Here is a 16,692-nt window from a genome sequence, read left to right on the forward strand (position 1 = left end):
TACGTACTTTTGCCGTCTAAAATCTAAGCCAATGCTACACGTAACAGACATTCGTGATAATAAAGAAGAATACATAAAAGCGCTTACGAAGCGTAGTTTTGATGCAACTGAAGTATTTGAAAATGTTCTTTCGCTAGACGAAAAACGCCGTAGCACACAAGCTTCTTTAGACAATACCCTTGCAGAAAGCAACAAACTTTCTAAGGAGATTGGGATGCTTTATAAAAATGGAGAAGCTCAAAAAGCCAACATTTTAAAAGAGCGTACCGGTAAATTAAAAGAAGAATCTAAAAGCTTACAGGAGCTACTTACAACTACTGCTGAAGAATTGGAGCAGTTGCTGTACACCATCCCAAATATTCCTCAAGACAGCGTTCCTGCAGGGAAAAGTGAAGAGGATAATGAAGAGGTTTTCCGCAAAGGGGATATCCCTGTTTTAGCAGCAGGCAGTTTGCCACACTGGGAACTTGCTAAAAAATACGATATTATAGATTTTGAGTTGGGCACTAAAATTACCGGCGCCGGTTTTCCGGTTTATAAAGGGAAAGGTTCTCGTCTGCAACGTGCGCTTATCAATTATTTTTTAGATAAAAATACAGCAGCGGGTTACACGGAATATCAGGTTCCGCTTTTAGTGAATGAAGCTTCAGGTTTTGGTACCGGGCAGCTTCCAGATAAAGAAGGTCAGATGTATCACGTAGGTATTGATGATTTGTATTTAATTCCTACTGCTGAAGTTCCGGTAACTAATATGTTTCGTGACAATCTTTTAGATGAAAAAGACTTGCCGATCACCTGCACCGGTTATACACCGTGTTTTAGACGGGAAGCCGGTTCTTATGGTGCTCACGTACGCGGATTAAACCGATTGCATCAGTTTGACAAAGTTGAGATTGTTCGTCTTGAAAAAGCAGAAAACAGCGACGCTGCTCTTGACGGAATGGTTGAACACGTAAAAAGCATTCTTGACGAATTGAAACTGCCTTATAGAATATTGAGACTTTGCGGTGGTGATTTAGGTTTCACTTCTACCCTAACTTATGATTTTGAGGTGTTTTCTACCGCTCAGGATCGTTGGTTAGAAATCAGTAGTGTTTCTAACTTTAAGACGTTTCAAGCCAATCGCTTAAAACTGCGTTACAAAGATACAAATGGAAACAAGCAGCTGGCCCATACGCTTAACGGAAGTGCCTTAGCATTACCACGTGTTTTAGCAGGTATTTTAGAAAATTATCAAACGGAAGACGGTATCAACATCCCGGAAGTTTTGGTGCCTTATTGCGGTTTTGACAAAATTTAAAAACCCACACCCGTTTATACTATTCCTTGCGTTTCATACGTAGCCTAGTAAATCACCTTGAAGCAAGCCCGTAAGGCATTAAAAGGAAACAGCTTTTGACTTCGAGGCAAGCTTAGACGTATTTAAATCTCGATTATCGAGTAAAGATCTAATTGAAGCACTTGCGCATGCAAAGTGCTTCAACTTTAGTATCTTTAGCTAAAATCATACACCGTGTTTCGCGCTCTATTTTTATGTTTTTTTTGCTTTATAGCTCTTGCAGCACAAGCTCAGGAAGAAATACTTGCGCGCAATTATATGGAGCAAGGCGCTTATCAAAAAGCGGCGTTGATTTATGAGGAGTTCGTTGAAGAAAATCCGGCTAATACGAATATGGTCTCCAGTCTAGTTGAAGCCTATCAACAGCTTGAAGACTATGACAAAGCCGAAGCCGTACTTCTAAAATCACTCAAATTATCTAATAGTCTTATTCATCTGGAAGTAGATTTGGGCTATAATTACCAGCTACAAGGCAATACTGAAGAAGCAACATTACATTACAACAAAGCATTAAGTGCCGTAGCTCAGGAAGCACGTTTCGCGTATTTGGTGGGGCGCACGTTTCAAAAATACAGCCTGCTGGATGAAGCGGCACAAGCTTACAACACGGCTGCTGAAGCAGATCCCAGATATAATTTTGATCCGCAACTGGCGCTTATTTATGGTGAACAAGGCGATATTGAAAAAATGCTGAGCACTTATATCAATCTTATTGAACGTAATGAGAAATACCAAAGCATCGCACAACGCTATTTTAATGAGTTTATAACTGAAGATCCTGAGAACGAAGCCAATCAGATCTTTAGAAAACTATTGCTTACGCGCATGCAAGAAGAGCCTAGCTTGCTTTACAATCGGTTATTGAGTTGGTTATTTATTCAGCAAAAAGAATACAACAAAGCCTTTTTACAGGAAAAAGCCATATCAAAACGCAGCAATAACGATCTTAACGGGATTATCGTCCTCGCCGAAGTAGCAGAAAACAGTGAGGAATTTGAGTTGGCAACTTCGATTTACGAATATTTGATAAGTCAGACAAACTCAACAGAATTAATACTTTTTGTTAATCAACACCTACTTGAATTACGTATAAAAACTGCTGAACCTGAAGAGTATGCTGATATAGCAGCAGCTTTTAACGATTTACTAGAGCACTATAATTATGATTCAGAAACGCTGGAGCTACAAATTACATTCGCCCATTTTTTAGCATTTAAAAATATCGATTTACAGCAGGCTTCCTCATTATTGCAAAAAAACCTACAAAAACCTTTAAGCCGATTTCAGGAAGCTCGTATAAAAATGGAACTCGCAGATATTTTGGTTCTTGAAGAACGCTTTAATGCAGCTTTGCTTTATTACACGCAAATCCAAAAAAACTTAAAAGGCACAGCTATTGCTCAGGAAGCCCGCTTTAAAGTAGCAAAAACCAGTTATTACAAAGGAGATTTTGAATGGGCAAAAACCCAATTAAAAGTTTTGAAGTCTTCTGTAGAGCAACTGATCGCAAATGATGCGCAAGATCTGTATCTGCTCATTACAGACAATACCGTTAACGATTCTACTCAAACGGCTTTGCAAGAATATGCGCGTGCAGACCTATTCGTTTTTCAGAATAAAGAACAAAAAGCACTCGCTGCTTACACAGACATTTTGCAAAAACACGCAGGCAAAGCAATAGAAGACGAAGCCTTACTCGCTCAGGCTATGTTGTTTGAAAAAGCTAAAGATTTTGAGGCTGCTGCAGCTAATTACATCAAAATAATTGAGCTTCACGGTGAAGATATTCTTGCCGATGACGCCCATTACAGATTGGGTAATTTATATGCTGAAAAATTACAGCAACCCGAAAAAGCAAAAGAACAATTTGAAGAAATCATCTTCAAATTTGCAGATAGTATCTTTTATGTTGATGCTCAGCAAAAATACCGGAAATTAAGAGGTGACGCGATTAACTAACGTATCTTTGCCGACCAAAAAAATAAATTACCTCTGGGTCTTACCCTCGAGGGAATTATAAAAAATTTAATTTAAAATTAGAGGTAAACCTCGGGGTATTATACCCTTTGGCGGTGCCAATAAAATTGCCCTATGATAATATATAATGTAACTGTGAATGTAGACGATAGTGTACACGCAGATTGGTTGTACTGGATACGCAATGAGCACATCCCAGATATGCTGGCGACCGGTAAATTTATAAAAGCACTGATGACAAAAGTTTTGGTAGAAGAAGAGATGGGCGGTCAAAGCTATTCTATTCAATATACCGCAAAAAGCAAGGATTCTTTAATGCGTTATTACAAAGACGATGCTCCGCGTTTACGAGAAGAAGCAGGTCGTTTTGGTGACAAAATCCTTTCGTTTAGAACAGAGTTGGAGATTATCACAGAGCAAACTGAGTTTAAGCCGCAATAGCCTTCCCACATTTCGGAATCCTAAAATATCCAGATGAAAAAAAAGTTCACCCGTACGCATAAAAAAGCCGCTTCAGATGATCCTGTAAAGGCTAAAAAGCATTTGGGTCAACACTTTCTAAAGGATGAAAGCATTGCAAAAAAAATTGCCGATACGCTTACGTATGATGGCTATTCTGAAGTTTTAGAAATAGGTCCCGGTACCGGTGTTTTGACTAAATATTTGTTGCGTAAAGACAGCAATGTTACTGCCATGGATCTCGACAGTGAATCTATTGTGTATCTCAATCACAGCTTCCCGCTGGATTATGCAGAACAGATGGAGGGTTGTAATCTTAAGGTCTTAGAAGCAGATTTTCTCAAGTTTGATCTAAGTACACTTTATGGAGAAAAGCCGTTTGCGATAACAGGCAACTTCCCCTATAACATCTCTACACAAATCGTTTTTAAAATGCTCGAGTGGCGCGATCAGGTGCCTGAGTTTAGCGGGATGTTTCAAAAAGAAGTTGCACAACGCATTTGTGAAAAAGAAGGCAGTAAAGCCTACGGAATTCTTTCGGTATTAGCACAAGCTTTTTACGATGCAGCATATTTATTTACCGTTCCACCTACTGTTTTCAATCCACCCCCTAAAGTAGACAGCGGTGTTTTGAAATTAACCAGAAAATCCAATTATAAAGATTTAGCTTGTGAACCAGACCAACTTTATAAAGTGGTAAAAATGGCATTTCAGCAACGCCGAAAAACATTGAGAAATAGCCTCAAACAGCTAGAGCTGAGTGATTCTTTCCGTGAAAGCGAAATCTTCAATATGCGTCCGGAACAATTGAGTGTAGCTGCTTTTATAAAACTTACACAAGACATAACAAACGATCTGAAAGGCAAAACCTGAGTTCAGTTTCCCAATATCGCTTTTGATTTAAACGCGGGTAGAATACTTTGACATACATCCATGAGACATCAAAACCTAGCGATAGTTAACTTCAGTTTCAAGCGAAGCGAATTTTAAACACGATTATCAAGTTAATGTGTCTTAAAGCGGGTTTACGCTCTGTTGAGTTTAATTATATTTGCCAGACTTAAAAAAATACGAACCCTCAATAAAGTAGCGACTATGGCTTTTGAACTTACCGAAGACCTTATAGAGCAAATTGAAAACTTTATTGAAATTGGGGACAACACCGCAATTCTCGAGCTTCTAAACGAGGTACACCACGCCGATATTGCCGAAATCCTGGATGAGATCACTACCGAAGAAGCTACCTATCTGGTAAAGCTTTTAGATAGTGAGACTACCTCTGAAGCCCTTATGGAGCTTGACGAAGATTACCGGGAAGAAATTCTGGATAACCTCTCTCCTCAGGAAATAGCAGACGAGCTTAACGAACTGGATACCGATGATGCGGTAGACTTTTTATCTGAGCTTGATGAAGACATACAGCGACAGGTAATAGATGCCATTGAAGATGAGCAACATGCGCAGGATATCATTGAGATGCTGCGCTATGATGAGGATTCTGCCGGAGGGTTGATGGCAAAAGAATTAGTACGTGTTCGCGAAACCTGGACGGTTGCAGGGTGTGTGCGTAAAATGCGGGCTCAGGCACAAAATGTTACTCGGGTGCATTCGGTTTATGTGGTAGATAAAAACGATCATTTAATAGGCAGACTGTCGCTTAAAGATTTGCTTACCGCCGAAGCTAAGTCTAAAATTTCAGACATTTATATTCCCAATGTAGATTCGGTAAACGTGCATGACACTGCAGAAGATGTTGCCCGAATTATGCAAAAATATGACTTGGAAGCCGTACCGGTTGTAAATGACTCGGGTGTGCTTTTAGGCCGGATTACCGTAGATGATATTCTTGATTTTATTCGCGACGAGGCCGATGAAGATTACCGGATGGCAGCGGGTATTTCGCAGGTCGTAGAAGCAGATGATAGTTTGCTCAAACTTACTCGGGCTCGATTACCATGGTTATTGATCGGTATGTTTGGTGGTCTGGGTGCTGCAAGTATCATCACCGGTTTCAACAGTATTTTTGAAACTTTTCCAAAACTCCTGGTATTTGTACCACTCATTCAAGCAACTGCCGGAAATGTGGGTGTACAATCAAGCGCGATTGTAGTTCAAGGCCTTGCTAATGACACACTAAAAGGTAATATTGCAGGCCGCCTTTTAAAAGAATGTGCCTTAGCGCTAATCAACGGTATTTCTATCGCCACAGTGGTATTGGTCATCAGTCATTTCTTTTTTGCTACTTCATATCTCGAGTCTATCAGTATTGGCATAGCCATTATCGCTGTTATCATTCTTGCAGCCTTAATCGGTACCTTTATTCCTATTATTTTAGACAAAAAAGGCATCGACCCGGCTGTTGCAACCGGACCGTTTATTACAACAAGCAATGATGTTTTTGGAATCCTTACCTATTTTTTAATCGCCAAGCTGATTCTGGGCTTTTAAGCATTCCTAAGTAAACTACCTCGGGGCATTAAACCCTTTGGCGGTGCCAATAAATCTCAAAACAAGCTTAGGCATCTTTAAGCTGCGTTAAGTTTAGTATTTTTGAAGGATGAATGCGAAAACTTTCAAACTAGAAATCACCGTACCTGCTGAAGCTATTGATGGCTTAGGTCACGTAAATAATGTGGTTTATGTGCAGTGGGTTCAGGATGTCGCCGAAGCTCATTGGCAGCATAATTCTACCGAAGAAATGCTTCAAAAATATGCCTGGGTAGCTTTAGAAAACCATATGAAATATTATGCTCCTGCTTTTGAAGGAGAAAAAATCATTGCAGAAACCTGGGTTCAAAAATTTGAAGGCGTACGATCTATTAGAGAAGTTCAAATTTATAGAGCTTCAGATGGTAAAAAGCTCGCTAGCTCTGTAACCAACTGGTGCCTCTTAGATATGCAAACCCGAAAACCACTACGTATTCCTAAAAATTTTACTACATACTACGAAGAAGTAAACAAATAATCTCTACCCACTTTTTAGCCCATGAAAATTCTACATATAGACAGCAACCACGATTTAATGATTGAGCAACTTAAGGCAGCCGGTCATACCAATCACGAGGATTATACCTCATCTAAAGAAGAAATCGAAGCTAAAATTGATCGATACGAAGGGGTCGTCATCAGAAGTAGATTTAAAATTGATAAACAATTTCTAGATGCTGCGACCAATCTTAAGTTCATCGCCCGCGTAGGTGCAGGTCTCGAAAGCATAGATATTCCGTATGCAGCGTCTAAAGGAATCGCTCTTATTGCTGCTCCTGAAGGCAATCGTAATGCGGTAGGCGAACATTCTTTAGGAATGTTACTGATGCTTTTTAATAAATTGAAATTAGCTGATGCCGAAGTAAGATCCGGGCAATGGAATCGCGAGAAAAACCGCGGTCTGGAACTCGAAGGAAAAACGGTAGGGCTTATCGGTTATGGAAATATGGGAAATGCGTTTTCTAAAAAACTGAAAGGTTTTGATTGCGACGTAATCTGCTATGATTTGAAGCCTAATTTAGGAAACGAAAATGCCAGACAAGTTTCTCTTGAAGAATTGCAGGAACGAGCAGACGTATTGAGTCTGCACACGCCCTGGACCCCGCTTACCGATAAAATGGTAAACACAGAATTTATTAACGGATTTAAAAAACCATTCTGGCTTATAAATACGGCCCGAGGTAAAAGTGTAGTTACTACCGATCTTGTTGAAGCGCTAAAAACCGGAAAGATATTAGGCGCCGGTCTTGATGTTTTAGAATATGAAAAACTCTCTTTTGAAAACCTGTTTACTGCAAAAGAAGAAATGCCGCAGCCTTTGCAATATCTGATCACAGCAGAAAATGTGGTGCTTACTCCGCACATTGCAGGATGGACGGTTGAAAGCAAAATCAAATTGGCACAAACCATCGTAGATAAAATCCTGAAGCTATAATTTCATATTAAGGATTCCTTACTATTGGATTAAACCTATTGATTTTAAGAGTTTTTTAGTAATTTAGAAATGAAAACCTCATTTCTATGCAACACCTTTACAATCCCGAGTATCAAAATCAAGATTTAGCTGTGCGCGCTGCAGCGGCATTAGACAAAATTTCAGATACGCTGAAAGCCTTGCTTTGGGCCGGACAAAAAGAAAGTGGCTTCTCCCCGCTTCAGCTCAAACTCTTGCTGTTTATTGCCTATCACGAATCAAAATACAACACAGTTAGTCAGCTGGTTGAAGAATTTCAAGTCACAAAAGCAACCATTAGTGACTGTATCAAAGCCTTAGAAAAACAAAGGCTACTAACTAAGGTTTTGAATCATCGGGATAACAGAAGATTCCATATTGAATTGACCGAAAAAGGAACTAAGACCGTTTCAAAAATCCGGCCCTTCGCCAATCCGCTAATTCAAGTACTTCAACCTGAAAAAAGCGAAGATTTAGAAGTTTTATACGCTAGTATGTTTTCCATACTAGCTAAGTTAAACAAAAGTAAACACACAAATCTTAAGCGATCATGTACAGATTGTAAAGCCTATCGCTCAGATGGAATCAATCACGCGTTTTGCATGCAATTACGCATACAATTGCGCGATAAAGACCGCAGAATAGACTGCCCAAAATATCAATCTAATTAATACTTCATGAAAAACAGAGTTACCGGTTTAGGTGGATTTTTCTTTAAAACTAAGAACCCCGATCAGATTAAAGAATGGTACAAAAACCACTTAGGTATTCCCACAGATCAATACGGTTGGACGTTTTGGTGGCGAGACGAACAAGGCAATAAATGTTCAACACAATGGAGTCCGTTTCAAGAAGACACTACTTATTTTTCACCTAGCGAAAAACAGTTTATGATGAACTTTAGAGTGGAAAACCTGAAAGAGCTTTTGAAGGTGTTAAAAGAGGAAGGTGTTACAATCGTGGGTGAGGTGGAAGAATATGATTACGGTAAATTCGGTTGGATCCTGGATCCGGAAGGCACTAAAATAGAATTATGGGAGCCTGTAGACACTGCCTTTTATGAAAATGATTAGTTTTACGGCAAACAATCAAATCTAAATGGAAGAAAACAAAAATTTTAACGATCGTGCCCGCGATACTGCTAGTAACTTTGGAGAAGAAGCAAAAAACACGGCTAACGAGTTTAAAGAAAACTGGAACGAAACCACCAATTCCGGAAATAACCTAAAATTGGCTTGTGGGCTATTAGGTATTTTTCTTGGTTATCTGGGTATTCATAAATTTGTATTAGGCTACACAAAAGAAGGGGTTATACAATTAGTTGCCTCTATAATAACTTGCGGCTTTGCTGGAATCATAGGCTTTATCGAAGGCATCATTTACCTTACTAAATCTGACGATGAATTCTACCGTACCTATCAACAAGGAAGAAGACCTTGGTTTTAATAATTACAAGAAGAGCAATTGGTTAATCTAATTGCTCTTCATCTTTTCTAGACTGCTCCACCTTCTGCTCCAATTCTGCCTGAAATTCTTCTAATACCGGCTTTACCGTACTTTCTGGCAAGTCTTCTATACGAATGTACATCAGGCCATCTATCGCGTCATTAAACAGCGGATCTACATTAAAAGCTACCACTTTTGCATTCTGCTTGATATACTTTTTAATCAAAACCGGTAAACGTAAATTTCCGGTTTCCATCTCTTCGATGATACGATCAAACTTATTCAGGTCTGCTTCAGTCTCATCAAAAACAAACTCTTTATCTGCATCTTTCAACTTAACTTTAAACTCTTTTTTCGGTCTGATGTATTGCGCTATATAAGGATCGTAGTAGTGCGAACGCATAAACTCGATCATCAGCGACTTAGAAAAATTAGAAAATTGATTGCTAATACTTACGCCTCCAATGAGGTATTTATGTTCTGGGAAACGCAAAGTAGTATGTACAATTCCGCGCCATAATAAAAATAACGGCATCGGCTTTTGCTGGTATTCTTTGATGACAAAAGCACGCCCCATCTCAATACTTTCACCCATCATTTTGTGCAATTCTGGCTCAAAACGAAACAAACTTTGCAGGTAAAAGCCATTGATGCCGTGTTCTGGCATAATCTGAGAACCCAAGCCCATACGGTAAGCTCCGGCAATTTTTTTATTCTCCTCATCCCATAAAAATAGATGATGATAGTGGTGATCGTATGAGTCTAGATCTGTAGGCTCATTGGTTCCCTCTCCTACTTCTCTAAAGGTAATCTCCCGTAAACGCCCTATTTCATTCAGTATATTCGGTATGATTTCAGCAGAAGCTAAAAAGACCTCATAATTTTTACTTTGCAACAAGCGGCGCTCATTATCTCGTAGAAAATCAACTTCTTTTTCTATAAGCTCTGCCTTTACTTCTTTTATAATCTTTTTAGGCTCTTTAGGTAATTTTAAAGATTGCGGTATTGTACTGAGAATAGAAGATGTTTTCTCAAAAGGCTTAGCTAGCATATAGGTTTTTCTGCGTAAAAAATCTGTAAAATCATTTAAGCTCTCGTGCTCTTTCTGCGCCTTTACACTTATAGGATTTCCTATTCGTACGTGAATCGTACGTTTCTTCTGCGTCAATAACTCAGAAGGTAATTTTGCCGTTCGCAGCGTATCGCTAATGCGAGAAAGTTGATAAAACAAGCGGCTATTTTTTGCGTGAAAATAAATTGGAACCACAGGTACTTCAGCACGTTTAACCAATTTCATCGCGGCCTCTTCCCAAGGCTTATCTATAATTAATTTATCGTCTTTGTAAGTTGAAACTTCACCCGCAGGAAAAATTCCCAATGGATGACCGTTTCTAATATGTGCTATTGCTTGTTTAAAACCGGCAATACTCGACTTGGCATCCTTGTGATCTTCAAAGGGATTTACCGGCATCACATAAGGCATTAACGGCTTGATACGATGCAATAAAAAGTTGGCTATAATCTTAAAATCAGGACGCTGCTCAATCATTAGTTTAAGCAGTAGAATACCATCTATACCGCCTAAGGGATGATTGCTTATCGTGATGTAACTACCATTTTTAGGCAATCGTTTCAAGTCTTCTTCAGGAATATCAAAATCAATCTCAAACTCGTCTAAAATCGCATTTAAGAACTCAAGGTCACTCAGGTGTTTATTGCGATTGTAGATCTCATTAGCTTTTGAGATCTTAAGTACCTTCATCAGGGTCCAGCCTATAAAGGTGCCCGCAAAACCAAATTTGTCTACGTTAATTGCTTTTGCAACTTCTTTTGCGGTAACTAATCCCATTAATTATCAGTGTTCAAAATCTCTGTTCAAAACAAAGATGATACAATTTTTACGATTAAATTCTGAAGGTAGGTTTATCTTAAATCTACCCAATAAGTAGAAGACAAAGATACGAAAAAACACACCAAGCAGCTTACACTGTCACCAGTTGAACAGTATTTTGCATAACCTGCTTTAAAAGAACTTCTTTATCCTTTTCAAGCCTAGCAAGCGATTCATCTGTTGCGTGCCTTAGCGTATATAGCGAAACATCCTGATGCACGGTCACTTTAAAATCTGCACGCAGTTTAGCCACTAGTGCTTCAAGATTTTTATATTTGTTATCTACACACACCGAAAAACTAATTGCAGAATTCTGAATTAAATCTACTTTCATCTTATGATGTCCTAAAAGCTTAAAAATATCGCCGATATTTTCTTCAGCCATAAAAGAAAAATCAAGTGAAGATAAGGCTATTAAAACCTGATTGGTTTTTCTGATATAACACGGCACTTGCGGCTCTATCAACTGTCCTATACTCACTTGTGTACCTGCGTCTTCAGGATTTAAAAATGACTTCACAAAAAGCGGAATCTCTTTGCGCTGCAAAGGCTGTAGCGTCTTAGGATGAATAACCGATGCTCCGTAAAAAGCCAATTCAATAGCTTCCTGATAAGATATAAAATTGAGTAAAACAGCATCTTCAAAATACCGCGGATCTGCACTCAATACTCCCGGAACATCTTTCCATATGGTCACGCGTTCTGCATTTAAACAATATGCAATAATAGCTGCAGTATAATCACTGCCTTCTCTACCTAAAGTTGTTGAAAATCCGTTTGCATCAGACCCAATAAAACCTTGAGTAAGTTGTATTCCTTTTCTGGGCAGCTTACGACTCAAATTGCGCATAGTCACTTCCCAATTCACCTTTCCTTCACGATAACTTGTGTCGGTTTTTAAATAATCGCGTATGTCGTGCCACGTACTTCTAAAACCTTCTTGCTCGAGGTAGGCATTAACAATAGTCGTACTCAATAACTCGCCGTAACAAACCACCTGATCATAAACAAAATCATAATCGGGAGATTTATTGCGCTGTAAAAACCCCTTGAGTTCACTGAGTAAACTTTGTATTTCTTTAAATACCGGAGCCGAAGGATTTTCAAAAAGCTCCAGCGCTATATTGTGGTGAAAAGCTTCAACAAGCTCTAATGTATCTGATTTTAGTGTCGCTTCAAAATAACCAGCGACAACTTCTTCTAGCGCATTAGTCATTTTACCCATCGCCGAAATTACGATGACCAGATCTTCGATTTCAGTCTTTTGTAAAACTTCAACCAGATTTTTTACACCGGTCGCATTTTGCACCGAAGCTCCACCAAATTTATAAACTTCAAAACCCATGAGTTGTTTTTACGCCAGACCTTTTTCAGATAAAAATTGCTTCATTTCCGCTGTATCCATTTGCACTGTATTCCACTCTTGCATCACATTGGCACCAGAAGCTTTATAGAAATCAACCGCAGAAGTATTCCAGTCAAGCACAACCCATTCTATACGCTTCAAACCCAATTCATAGGTATATTTTATAACTTCAGTATACAACGCCATACCTAAACCTTTCCCACGGTATTGCTCGCGTACAATGAGATCTTCAAGATGTACCGTGCGTCCTTTCCACGTAGAAAAACGATAATAAACCAGTGCAATTCCTAGAATATCGCCGTTTTGCTCTGCAACAAAACAGGTGAAATCAGGATTATTACCCGTACCGTAAGCAATAAGATCATCTACAGTAACCTCAACAGCATCTGGTGCTTTCTCATAAACAGCCAGTTCTTTAATTAAGCGTAAAACCTGAGCCATGTCATTTGCCTCAGCCTTGCGAATTGTTGCATCCATATCAAAAAATATATCTCTGTTAAATATACAGTTTTAAGACTGTAAATAATCACAGCTTAAAACAAAAAGCCCATCACTTAGCAGTGATGGGCTTTTAAAAACAATTAGTTGTTTTTATTTTCTATCTAGGAGATATAAGTAATCTTCAAAATCAACACCACCTTGAAAAATAGCTATAGAACGCTCTATCAAATGCTTAGCACGTTCTGCGCTAAAACCTAGACCTATTGCATATTTCTCTATTAAAAAACGCTCATGATCGTCTATAGTATGATCTACAAAAATCATCTTAAACAGGTCGTGCAAACGCTCCAGACGTTTCTCTGAAGTGTTAGGCGGATTAATAGGGTATTTTTTAGCATTCTCAACGATATCAACATATTCAGACTCGTCAATGTCAAGTTTAATTGCAAATCGCTTAAGCAGCTTTGTTTCTTCGGCATTTAATTCTCCATCTACGGTTGCCATATTAGCAATTGCCGCAAAGTGACCCAGATTGCGTCTGTGCTCGCCACTATCAAATAAATCTGTAAAAGACATGGTTTAATTTTTAAGTCGTCAAAGATAATTATTATGCTCGCTTTAAAACAAATAAAAGTAATTATTTGGGGATTGCGCTTTCGGCTTACCAAAGCCTCAAGCGCACCGGGCTATATACGCTACACGCTAGCTTGCTGCTATCCCTATCCCGTCATCAGTTGGCAGTAGCAGTTTTCAGATAATCTATAACTTAACAACTCATCTTCAGTAGGTAGTTTACCGTTTAGTATTTGCTATTTAATTGTTCATCGAGTAATGGTTAAAACGTTGAAGAGTTTTTCTTTCCTCTATTTTCCTACCTGTTCCTGCTAACTGAGACTGCTAACTTTGCATTTAGTCAAGTGCCTTCGATTAAAAAATCATTAACAATTAACTTTTAACCCTCAACGTATACTCATCGACGCTAATGTTTTCTTAATCTACCAAACTCTTCTTCACTCCCTTTGTAATTTTAGACTAAAAGCTACAATCATCGCAGAACCACTTTTACAATTCAATTCAAAAGGTATTTATTGCGCCGCCGCCAAAGTCTATCTTGACCCATGGAAACCTGTTGATAAAGCCATTATTTCACACGGGCATGCAGACCACAGCCGCTGGGGTCATAAGTCTTATATCACCCATCATACAAACGTCCCCATAATTCAGCACCGGCTGGGCGAGATTAACGTTACCGGCAAAGAATGGGGCGAAACCTTTGTTATTAACAACGTAAAATTCAGTTTGCATCCTGCAGGGCATATCATTGGCAGTTCGCAAATTCGTGTTGAACATAAAGGCGAAGTTTGGGTTTTTACCGGCGATTATAAAACCGAAGATGATGGCATCGCCGTTTCTTACGAACCCGTAAAATGCCACACCTTTATCACAGAATGTACTTTTGGACTACCGGCTTTTAAATGGCAACCGCAAAGCGAAGTATATACAGACATCAACAACTGGTGGGCAGAAAATAAAGACGAAGGGAAAACCTCAGTGATCTTTGGATATTCTTTGGGTAAAGCACAGCGATTACTCCGTTATCTGGATACAGATATTGGCAAAATATACACCCACGGTGCCATAGAAAATATGACCGAAGTCATTAGACCACTTACCGCAATGCCCGAAACCACTCGAGTCACCCGTGAGACAACTAAAGACCAACTTAAAGGCAATATTGTAGTTGCCCCGCCCAGTGCGCATGGCAGCACGTGGATCAGAAAAATGGTTCCCTACGTTACAGCTTCCGCGAGTGGATGGATGACTTTTCGCGGTGCGCGCAGAAGACGCGCGATTGATAAAGGTTTTGTATTGAGTGATCACTGCGACTGGCATGGTCTTTTAGAAAGTATCAAAGCTACAGGTGCCGAAAAGATAATCAGCACCCACGGCTACACCGATATTTTTACACGCTACCTGCTCGAGCAAGGTTATGACGCCCGTACCGAAGCAACGCAATATGAAGGTGAACTGGGTGAAGAAAATAAAGAAGAATCAAATGAAGATTAATTGCTCTACCCCCTTCTCCAATGGGAGAAGGGCTGGGGGTGAGGGAACAGCACTATGAAACGTTTTGCAGAACTTATTAGAAAAATAGACAGCACCAACAAGACTAATTTGAAGGTAGATGCGCTTACCCAATATTTTCGCGAAGCGCCACCTAAAGACAAGGTCTGGACGATTGCTATTCTCTCGCATCGCAGACCACCGCGCCCGGTAAACACTACTTTATTGCGCACTTGGGCAACTGAACTTGCTAATATTCCGTTGTGGTTGTTTGAAGAAAGTTATCACATTGTAGGGGACCTCGCAGAGACTATTGCACTCATCATTCCTGCTTCAGAAGAAGATTCAGAAAAAAGTCTGACGCAATTTTTAGACGAAATCATCGGGCTTAAAAAAAGGCCTGATGAAGAAAAACGAGACTATTTACACGAGAATTGGACGGCGCTTAATTATTATGAGCGCTTTGTTTTCAGCAAACTCATTACCGGTAGTTTTAGAATTGGTGTTAGTCAGAAATTGATGACCCGCGCTTTGGCAAAAGCTACAGACATTGATATTGATGTTTTGGCTTATAAATTAATGGGGAATTGGGACCCTAAAACCATCACCTTTCAAAAACTTATTTTAGAAGAAAATGAAGCCGATTACCTCAGTAAGCCCTACCCATTTTATCTCGCTTATGCCATTGAATACAAGCCTGAAGACTTGGGTGATGTGTCCAATTGGTTTGCAGAGCACAAATGGGATGGCATCCGGTCACAAGTTATCATTCGTAATAACGAACTTTTTGTCTGGAGTCGCGGGGAAGAATTGGTAACCGACAAATATCCCGAATTTGAAGCTTTAGTCGAAGCCCTACCTAACGGAACAGTTTTAGATGGCGAAATTCTTCCATTTAAAGATGGAGTGATTGGTACATTTAATGATTTGCAAACCCGTATAGGTCGAAAAAACATCAGCAAAGCGCTACTTAAAAAAATGCCAGTTATTCTCAAAGCTTATGATATTCTGGAATGGGAAGGAGAAGATATTCGGAATCTGGCCTTCGTCGAAAGACGCAAAATTTTAGAAAAATTACATACCGAAGTAAAAAGAGAAGAATTACCGTTGCATCTTTCAGAAACTATTGAATTTTCAAATTGGGAAGAAGCTACACAGGAGCGTGAACGCAGCCGCGAGGTGATGTCTGAAGGCTTAATGCTCAAACGCAAAGATTCGCCGTATCTCGTAGGTCGTAAAAAGGGCGACTGGTGGAAATGGAAAGTAGATCCTTTAACCATTGACGCCGTACTCACCTACGCCATGCGGGGTCACGGCCGCCGTAGCAACCTCTTTACAGATTATACCTTCGGACTTTGGGATGAAGAAAAAGAAGAACTCGTCACATTTGCCAAAGCCTATTCCGGACTAACAGATAAAGAATTCCGCAGTCTTGATGCATGGATTAAAAAAAATACTTTAGAACGCTTTGGTCCCGTGCGCAGCGTGACACCGCATCACGTGTTTGAGATTGCTTTTGAAGGTATCGCGCTTTCCAAACGCCACAAGAGCGGAGTCGCAACCCGTTTCCCCAGAATGCTCCGATGGCGGAAAGATAAAAAAATTGAAGATGCAAATACCCTAGAAGATTTAAAGCAACTGATTCCGAAGCCTGACAAAGCCGGCTGAAGAAATCTCAAAAGAGAGTAACTTTAGTGTTGAACTATATAAAGGCTCTCCTCCTTTTTAAGGAGGAGAATGAATTTATCGAAGGCAAAGAAAGAGGTGGT

General features: G+C 39.5%; 16 protein-coding genes. 12 read left to right on the forward strand and 4 right to left on the reverse strand.

The features are described 5' to 3' along the window. The first annotated feature begins 31 nt into the window (after positions 1-31). The 10 genes from serS to BUB91_RS20015 all read left to right on the forward strand — a co-directional run bounded on the left by serS (position 32) and on the right by BUB91_RS20015 (position 9,161). Positions 32-1,300 (forward strand): serine--tRNA ligase, encoded by a 1,269-nt coding sequence (serS, locus tag BUB91_RS19970; protein ID WP_073101114.1) that lies wholly within the window; start codon positions 32-34, stop codon positions 1,298-1,300. Positions 1,301-1,513: 213 nt separating this feature from the next. After that, on the forward strand, positions 1,514-3,298 hold the full coding sequence (locus BUB91_RS19975) for a tetratricopeptide repeat protein (RefSeq protein ID WP_073101116.1): 1,785 nt from the start codon (positions 1,514-1,516) through the stop codon (positions 3,296-3,298). Positions 3,299-3,430: 132 nt separating this feature from the next. Next, positions 3,431-3,757 (forward strand): DUF4286 family protein, encoded by a 327-nt coding sequence (locus BUB91_RS19980; protein WP_073101118.1) that lies wholly within the window; start codon positions 3,431-3,433, stop codon positions 3,755-3,757. Positions 3,758-3,790: 33 nt separating this feature from the next. After that, positions 3,791-4,648 carry a 16S rRNA (adenine(1518)-N(6)/adenine(1519)-N(6))-dimethyltransferase RsmA gene (gene rsmA, locus BUB91_RS19985; RefSeq protein WP_073101120.1) on the forward strand — a complete coding sequence of 286 codons (858 nt, stop codon included), beginning with the start codon at positions 3,791-3,793 and terminating at the stop codon, positions 4,646-4,648. Positions 4,649-4,870: 222 nt separating this feature from the next. Then, a complete protein-coding gene (gene mgtE / locus BUB91_RS19990) occupies positions 4,871-6,223 on the forward strand; it encodes a magnesium transporter (RefSeq protein WP_073101122.1) in 1,353 nt (450 codons plus the stop codon). A gap of 109 nt (positions 6,224-6,332) precedes the next feature. After that, the gene (locus tag BUB91_RS19995) at positions 6,333-6,740 is read left to right on the forward strand and encodes an acyl-CoA thioesterase (protein WP_073101124.1); all 408 of its coding nucleotides are present in this window, start codon (positions 6,333-6,335) and stop codon (positions 6,738-6,740) included. A gap of 21 nt (positions 6,741-6,761) precedes the next feature. Then, positions 6,762-7,697, forward strand: coding sequence for a 2-hydroxyacid dehydrogenase (locus tag BUB91_RS20000; protein WP_073101126.1), 936 nt, complete (start codon positions 6,762-6,764; stop codon positions 7,695-7,697). Positions 7,698-7,783: 86 nt separating this feature from the next. After that, complete coding sequence (locus tag BUB91_RS20005; protein ID WP_073101128.1) at positions 7,784-8,386, forward strand: MarR family winged helix-turn-helix transcriptional regulator; 603 nt, start codon at positions 7,784-7,786, stop codon at positions 8,384-8,386. A 6-nt stretch (positions 8,387-8,392) separates the two neighbouring features. Further along, the gene (locus BUB91_RS20010; RefSeq protein WP_073101130.1) at positions 8,393-8,788 is read left to right on the forward strand and encodes a VOC family protein; all 396 of its coding nucleotides are present in this window, start codon (positions 8,393-8,395) and stop codon (positions 8,786-8,788) included. A 25-nt stretch (positions 8,789-8,813) separates the two neighbouring features. Next, on the forward strand, positions 8,814-9,161 hold the full coding sequence (locus tag BUB91_RS20015; RefSeq protein ID WP_073101132.1) for a TM2 domain-containing protein: 348 nt from the start codon (positions 8,814-8,816) through the stop codon (positions 9,159-9,161). A gap of 22 nt (positions 9,162-9,183) precedes the next feature. Here BUB91_RS20015 and BUB91_RS20020 read toward each other — a convergent pair whose 3' ends face one another. The 4 genes from BUB91_RS20020 to BUB91_RS20035 all read right to left on the reverse strand — a co-directional run bounded on the left by BUB91_RS20020 (position 9,184) and on the right by BUB91_RS20035 (position 13,435). After that, complete coding sequence (locus BUB91_RS20020) at positions 9,184-11,010, reverse strand: GNAT family N-acyltransferase (protein WP_073101134.1); 1,827 nt, start codon at positions 11,008-11,010, stop codon at positions 9,184-9,186. Positions 11,011-11,143: 133 nt separating this feature from the next. Continuing rightward, positions 11,144-12,397: an aspartate kinase gene (locus BUB91_RS20025; RefSeq protein ID WP_073101136.1), complete on the reverse strand. Its 1,254-nt coding sequence runs from the start codon at positions 12,395-12,397 to the stop codon at positions 11,144-11,146. A 9-nt stretch (positions 12,398-12,406) separates the two neighbouring features. Continuing rightward, positions 12,407-12,895 (reverse strand): GNAT family N-acetyltransferase, encoded by a 489-nt coding sequence (locus tag BUB91_RS20030; RefSeq protein WP_073101138.1) that lies wholly within the window; start codon positions 12,893-12,895, stop codon positions 12,407-12,409. A gap of 114 nt (positions 12,896-13,009) precedes the next feature. Then, positions 13,010-13,435, reverse strand: coding sequence for a tellurite resistance TerB family protein (locus tag BUB91_RS20035; RefSeq protein ID WP_073101140.1), 426 nt, complete (start codon positions 13,433-13,435; stop codon positions 13,010-13,012). Between the two features lie 471 nt (positions 13,436-13,906). Between BUB91_RS20035 and BUB91_RS20040 the strand changes: the two genes are divergently transcribed. Beyond that, positions 13,907-14,926, forward strand: a complete 1,020-nt coding sequence (locus tag BUB91_RS20040) for a ligase-associated DNA damage response exonuclease (RefSeq protein WP_073101142.1) — start codon at positions 13,907-13,909, stop codon at positions 14,924-14,926. A 54-nt stretch (positions 14,927-14,980) separates the two neighbouring features. Next, a complete protein-coding gene (locus tag BUB91_RS20045) occupies positions 14,981-16,591 on the forward strand; it encodes an ATP-dependent DNA ligase (protein ID WP_073101144.1) in 1,611 nt (536 codons plus the stop codon). Positions 16,592-16,692 lie beyond the last annotated feature (101 nt).

Origin of the sequence: Leeuwenhoekiella marinoflava DSM 3653 (assembly GCF_900129005.1) — a bacterium.
Lineage (GTDB): Bacteria > Bacteroidota > Bacteroidia > Flavobacteriales > Flavobacteriaceae > Leeuwenhoekiella > Leeuwenhoekiella marinoflava.

Bases quoted from the DNA above. Each gene is read 5' to 3' on its own strand.
- serS (WP_073101114.1), top strand. From the start codon at position 32: ATGCTACACGTAACAGACATTCGTGATAATAAAGAAGAATACATAAAA.
- BUB91_RS19980 (WP_073101118.1), top strand. From the start codon at position 3,431: ATGATAATATATAATGTAACTGTGAATGTAGACGATAGTGTACACGCA.
- rsmA (WP_073101120.1), top strand. From the start codon at position 3,791: ATGAAAAAAAAGTTCACCCGTACGCATAAAAAAGCCGCTTCAGATGAT.
- mgtE (WP_073101122.1), top strand. From the start codon at position 4,871: ATGGCTTTTGAACTTACCGAAGACCTTATAGAGCAAATTGAAAACTTT.
- BUB91_RS19995 (WP_073101124.1), top strand. From the start codon at position 6,333: ATGAATGCGAAAACTTTCAAACTAGAAATCACCGTACCTGCTGAAGCT.
- BUB91_RS20000 (WP_073101126.1), top strand. From the start codon at position 6,762: ATGAAAATTCTACATATAGACAGCAACCACGATTTAATGATTGAGCAA.
- BUB91_RS20005 (WP_073101128.1), top strand. From the start codon at position 7,784: ATGCAACACCTTTACAATCCCGAGTATCAAAATCAAGATTTAGCTGTG.
- BUB91_RS20010 (WP_073101130.1), top strand. From the start codon at position 8,393: ATGAAAAACAGAGTTACCGGTTTAGGTGGATTTTTCTTTAAAACTAAG.
- BUB91_RS20015 (WP_073101132.1), top strand. From the start codon at position 8,814: ATGGAAGAAAACAAAAATTTTAACGATCGTGCCCGCGATACTGCTAGT.
- BUB91_RS20020 (WP_073101134.1), bottom strand. From the start codon at position 11,010: ATGGGATTAGTTACCGCAAAAGAAGTTGCAAAAGCAATTAACGTAGAC.
- BUB91_RS20025 (WP_073101136.1), bottom strand. From the start codon at position 12,397: ATGGGTTTTGAAGTTTATAAATTTGGTGGAGCTTCGGTGCAAAATGCG.
- BUB91_RS20030 (WP_073101138.1), bottom strand. From the start codon at position 12,895: ATGGATGCAACAATTCGCAAGGCTGAGGCAAATGACATGGCTCAGGTT.
- BUB91_RS20035 (WP_073101140.1), bottom strand. From the start codon at position 13,435: ATGTCTTTTACAGATTTATTTGATAGTGGCGAGCACAGACGCAATCTG.
- BUB91_RS20045 (WP_073101144.1), top strand. From the start codon at position 14,981: ATGAAACGTTTTGCAGAACTTATTAGAAAAATAGACAGCACCAACAAG.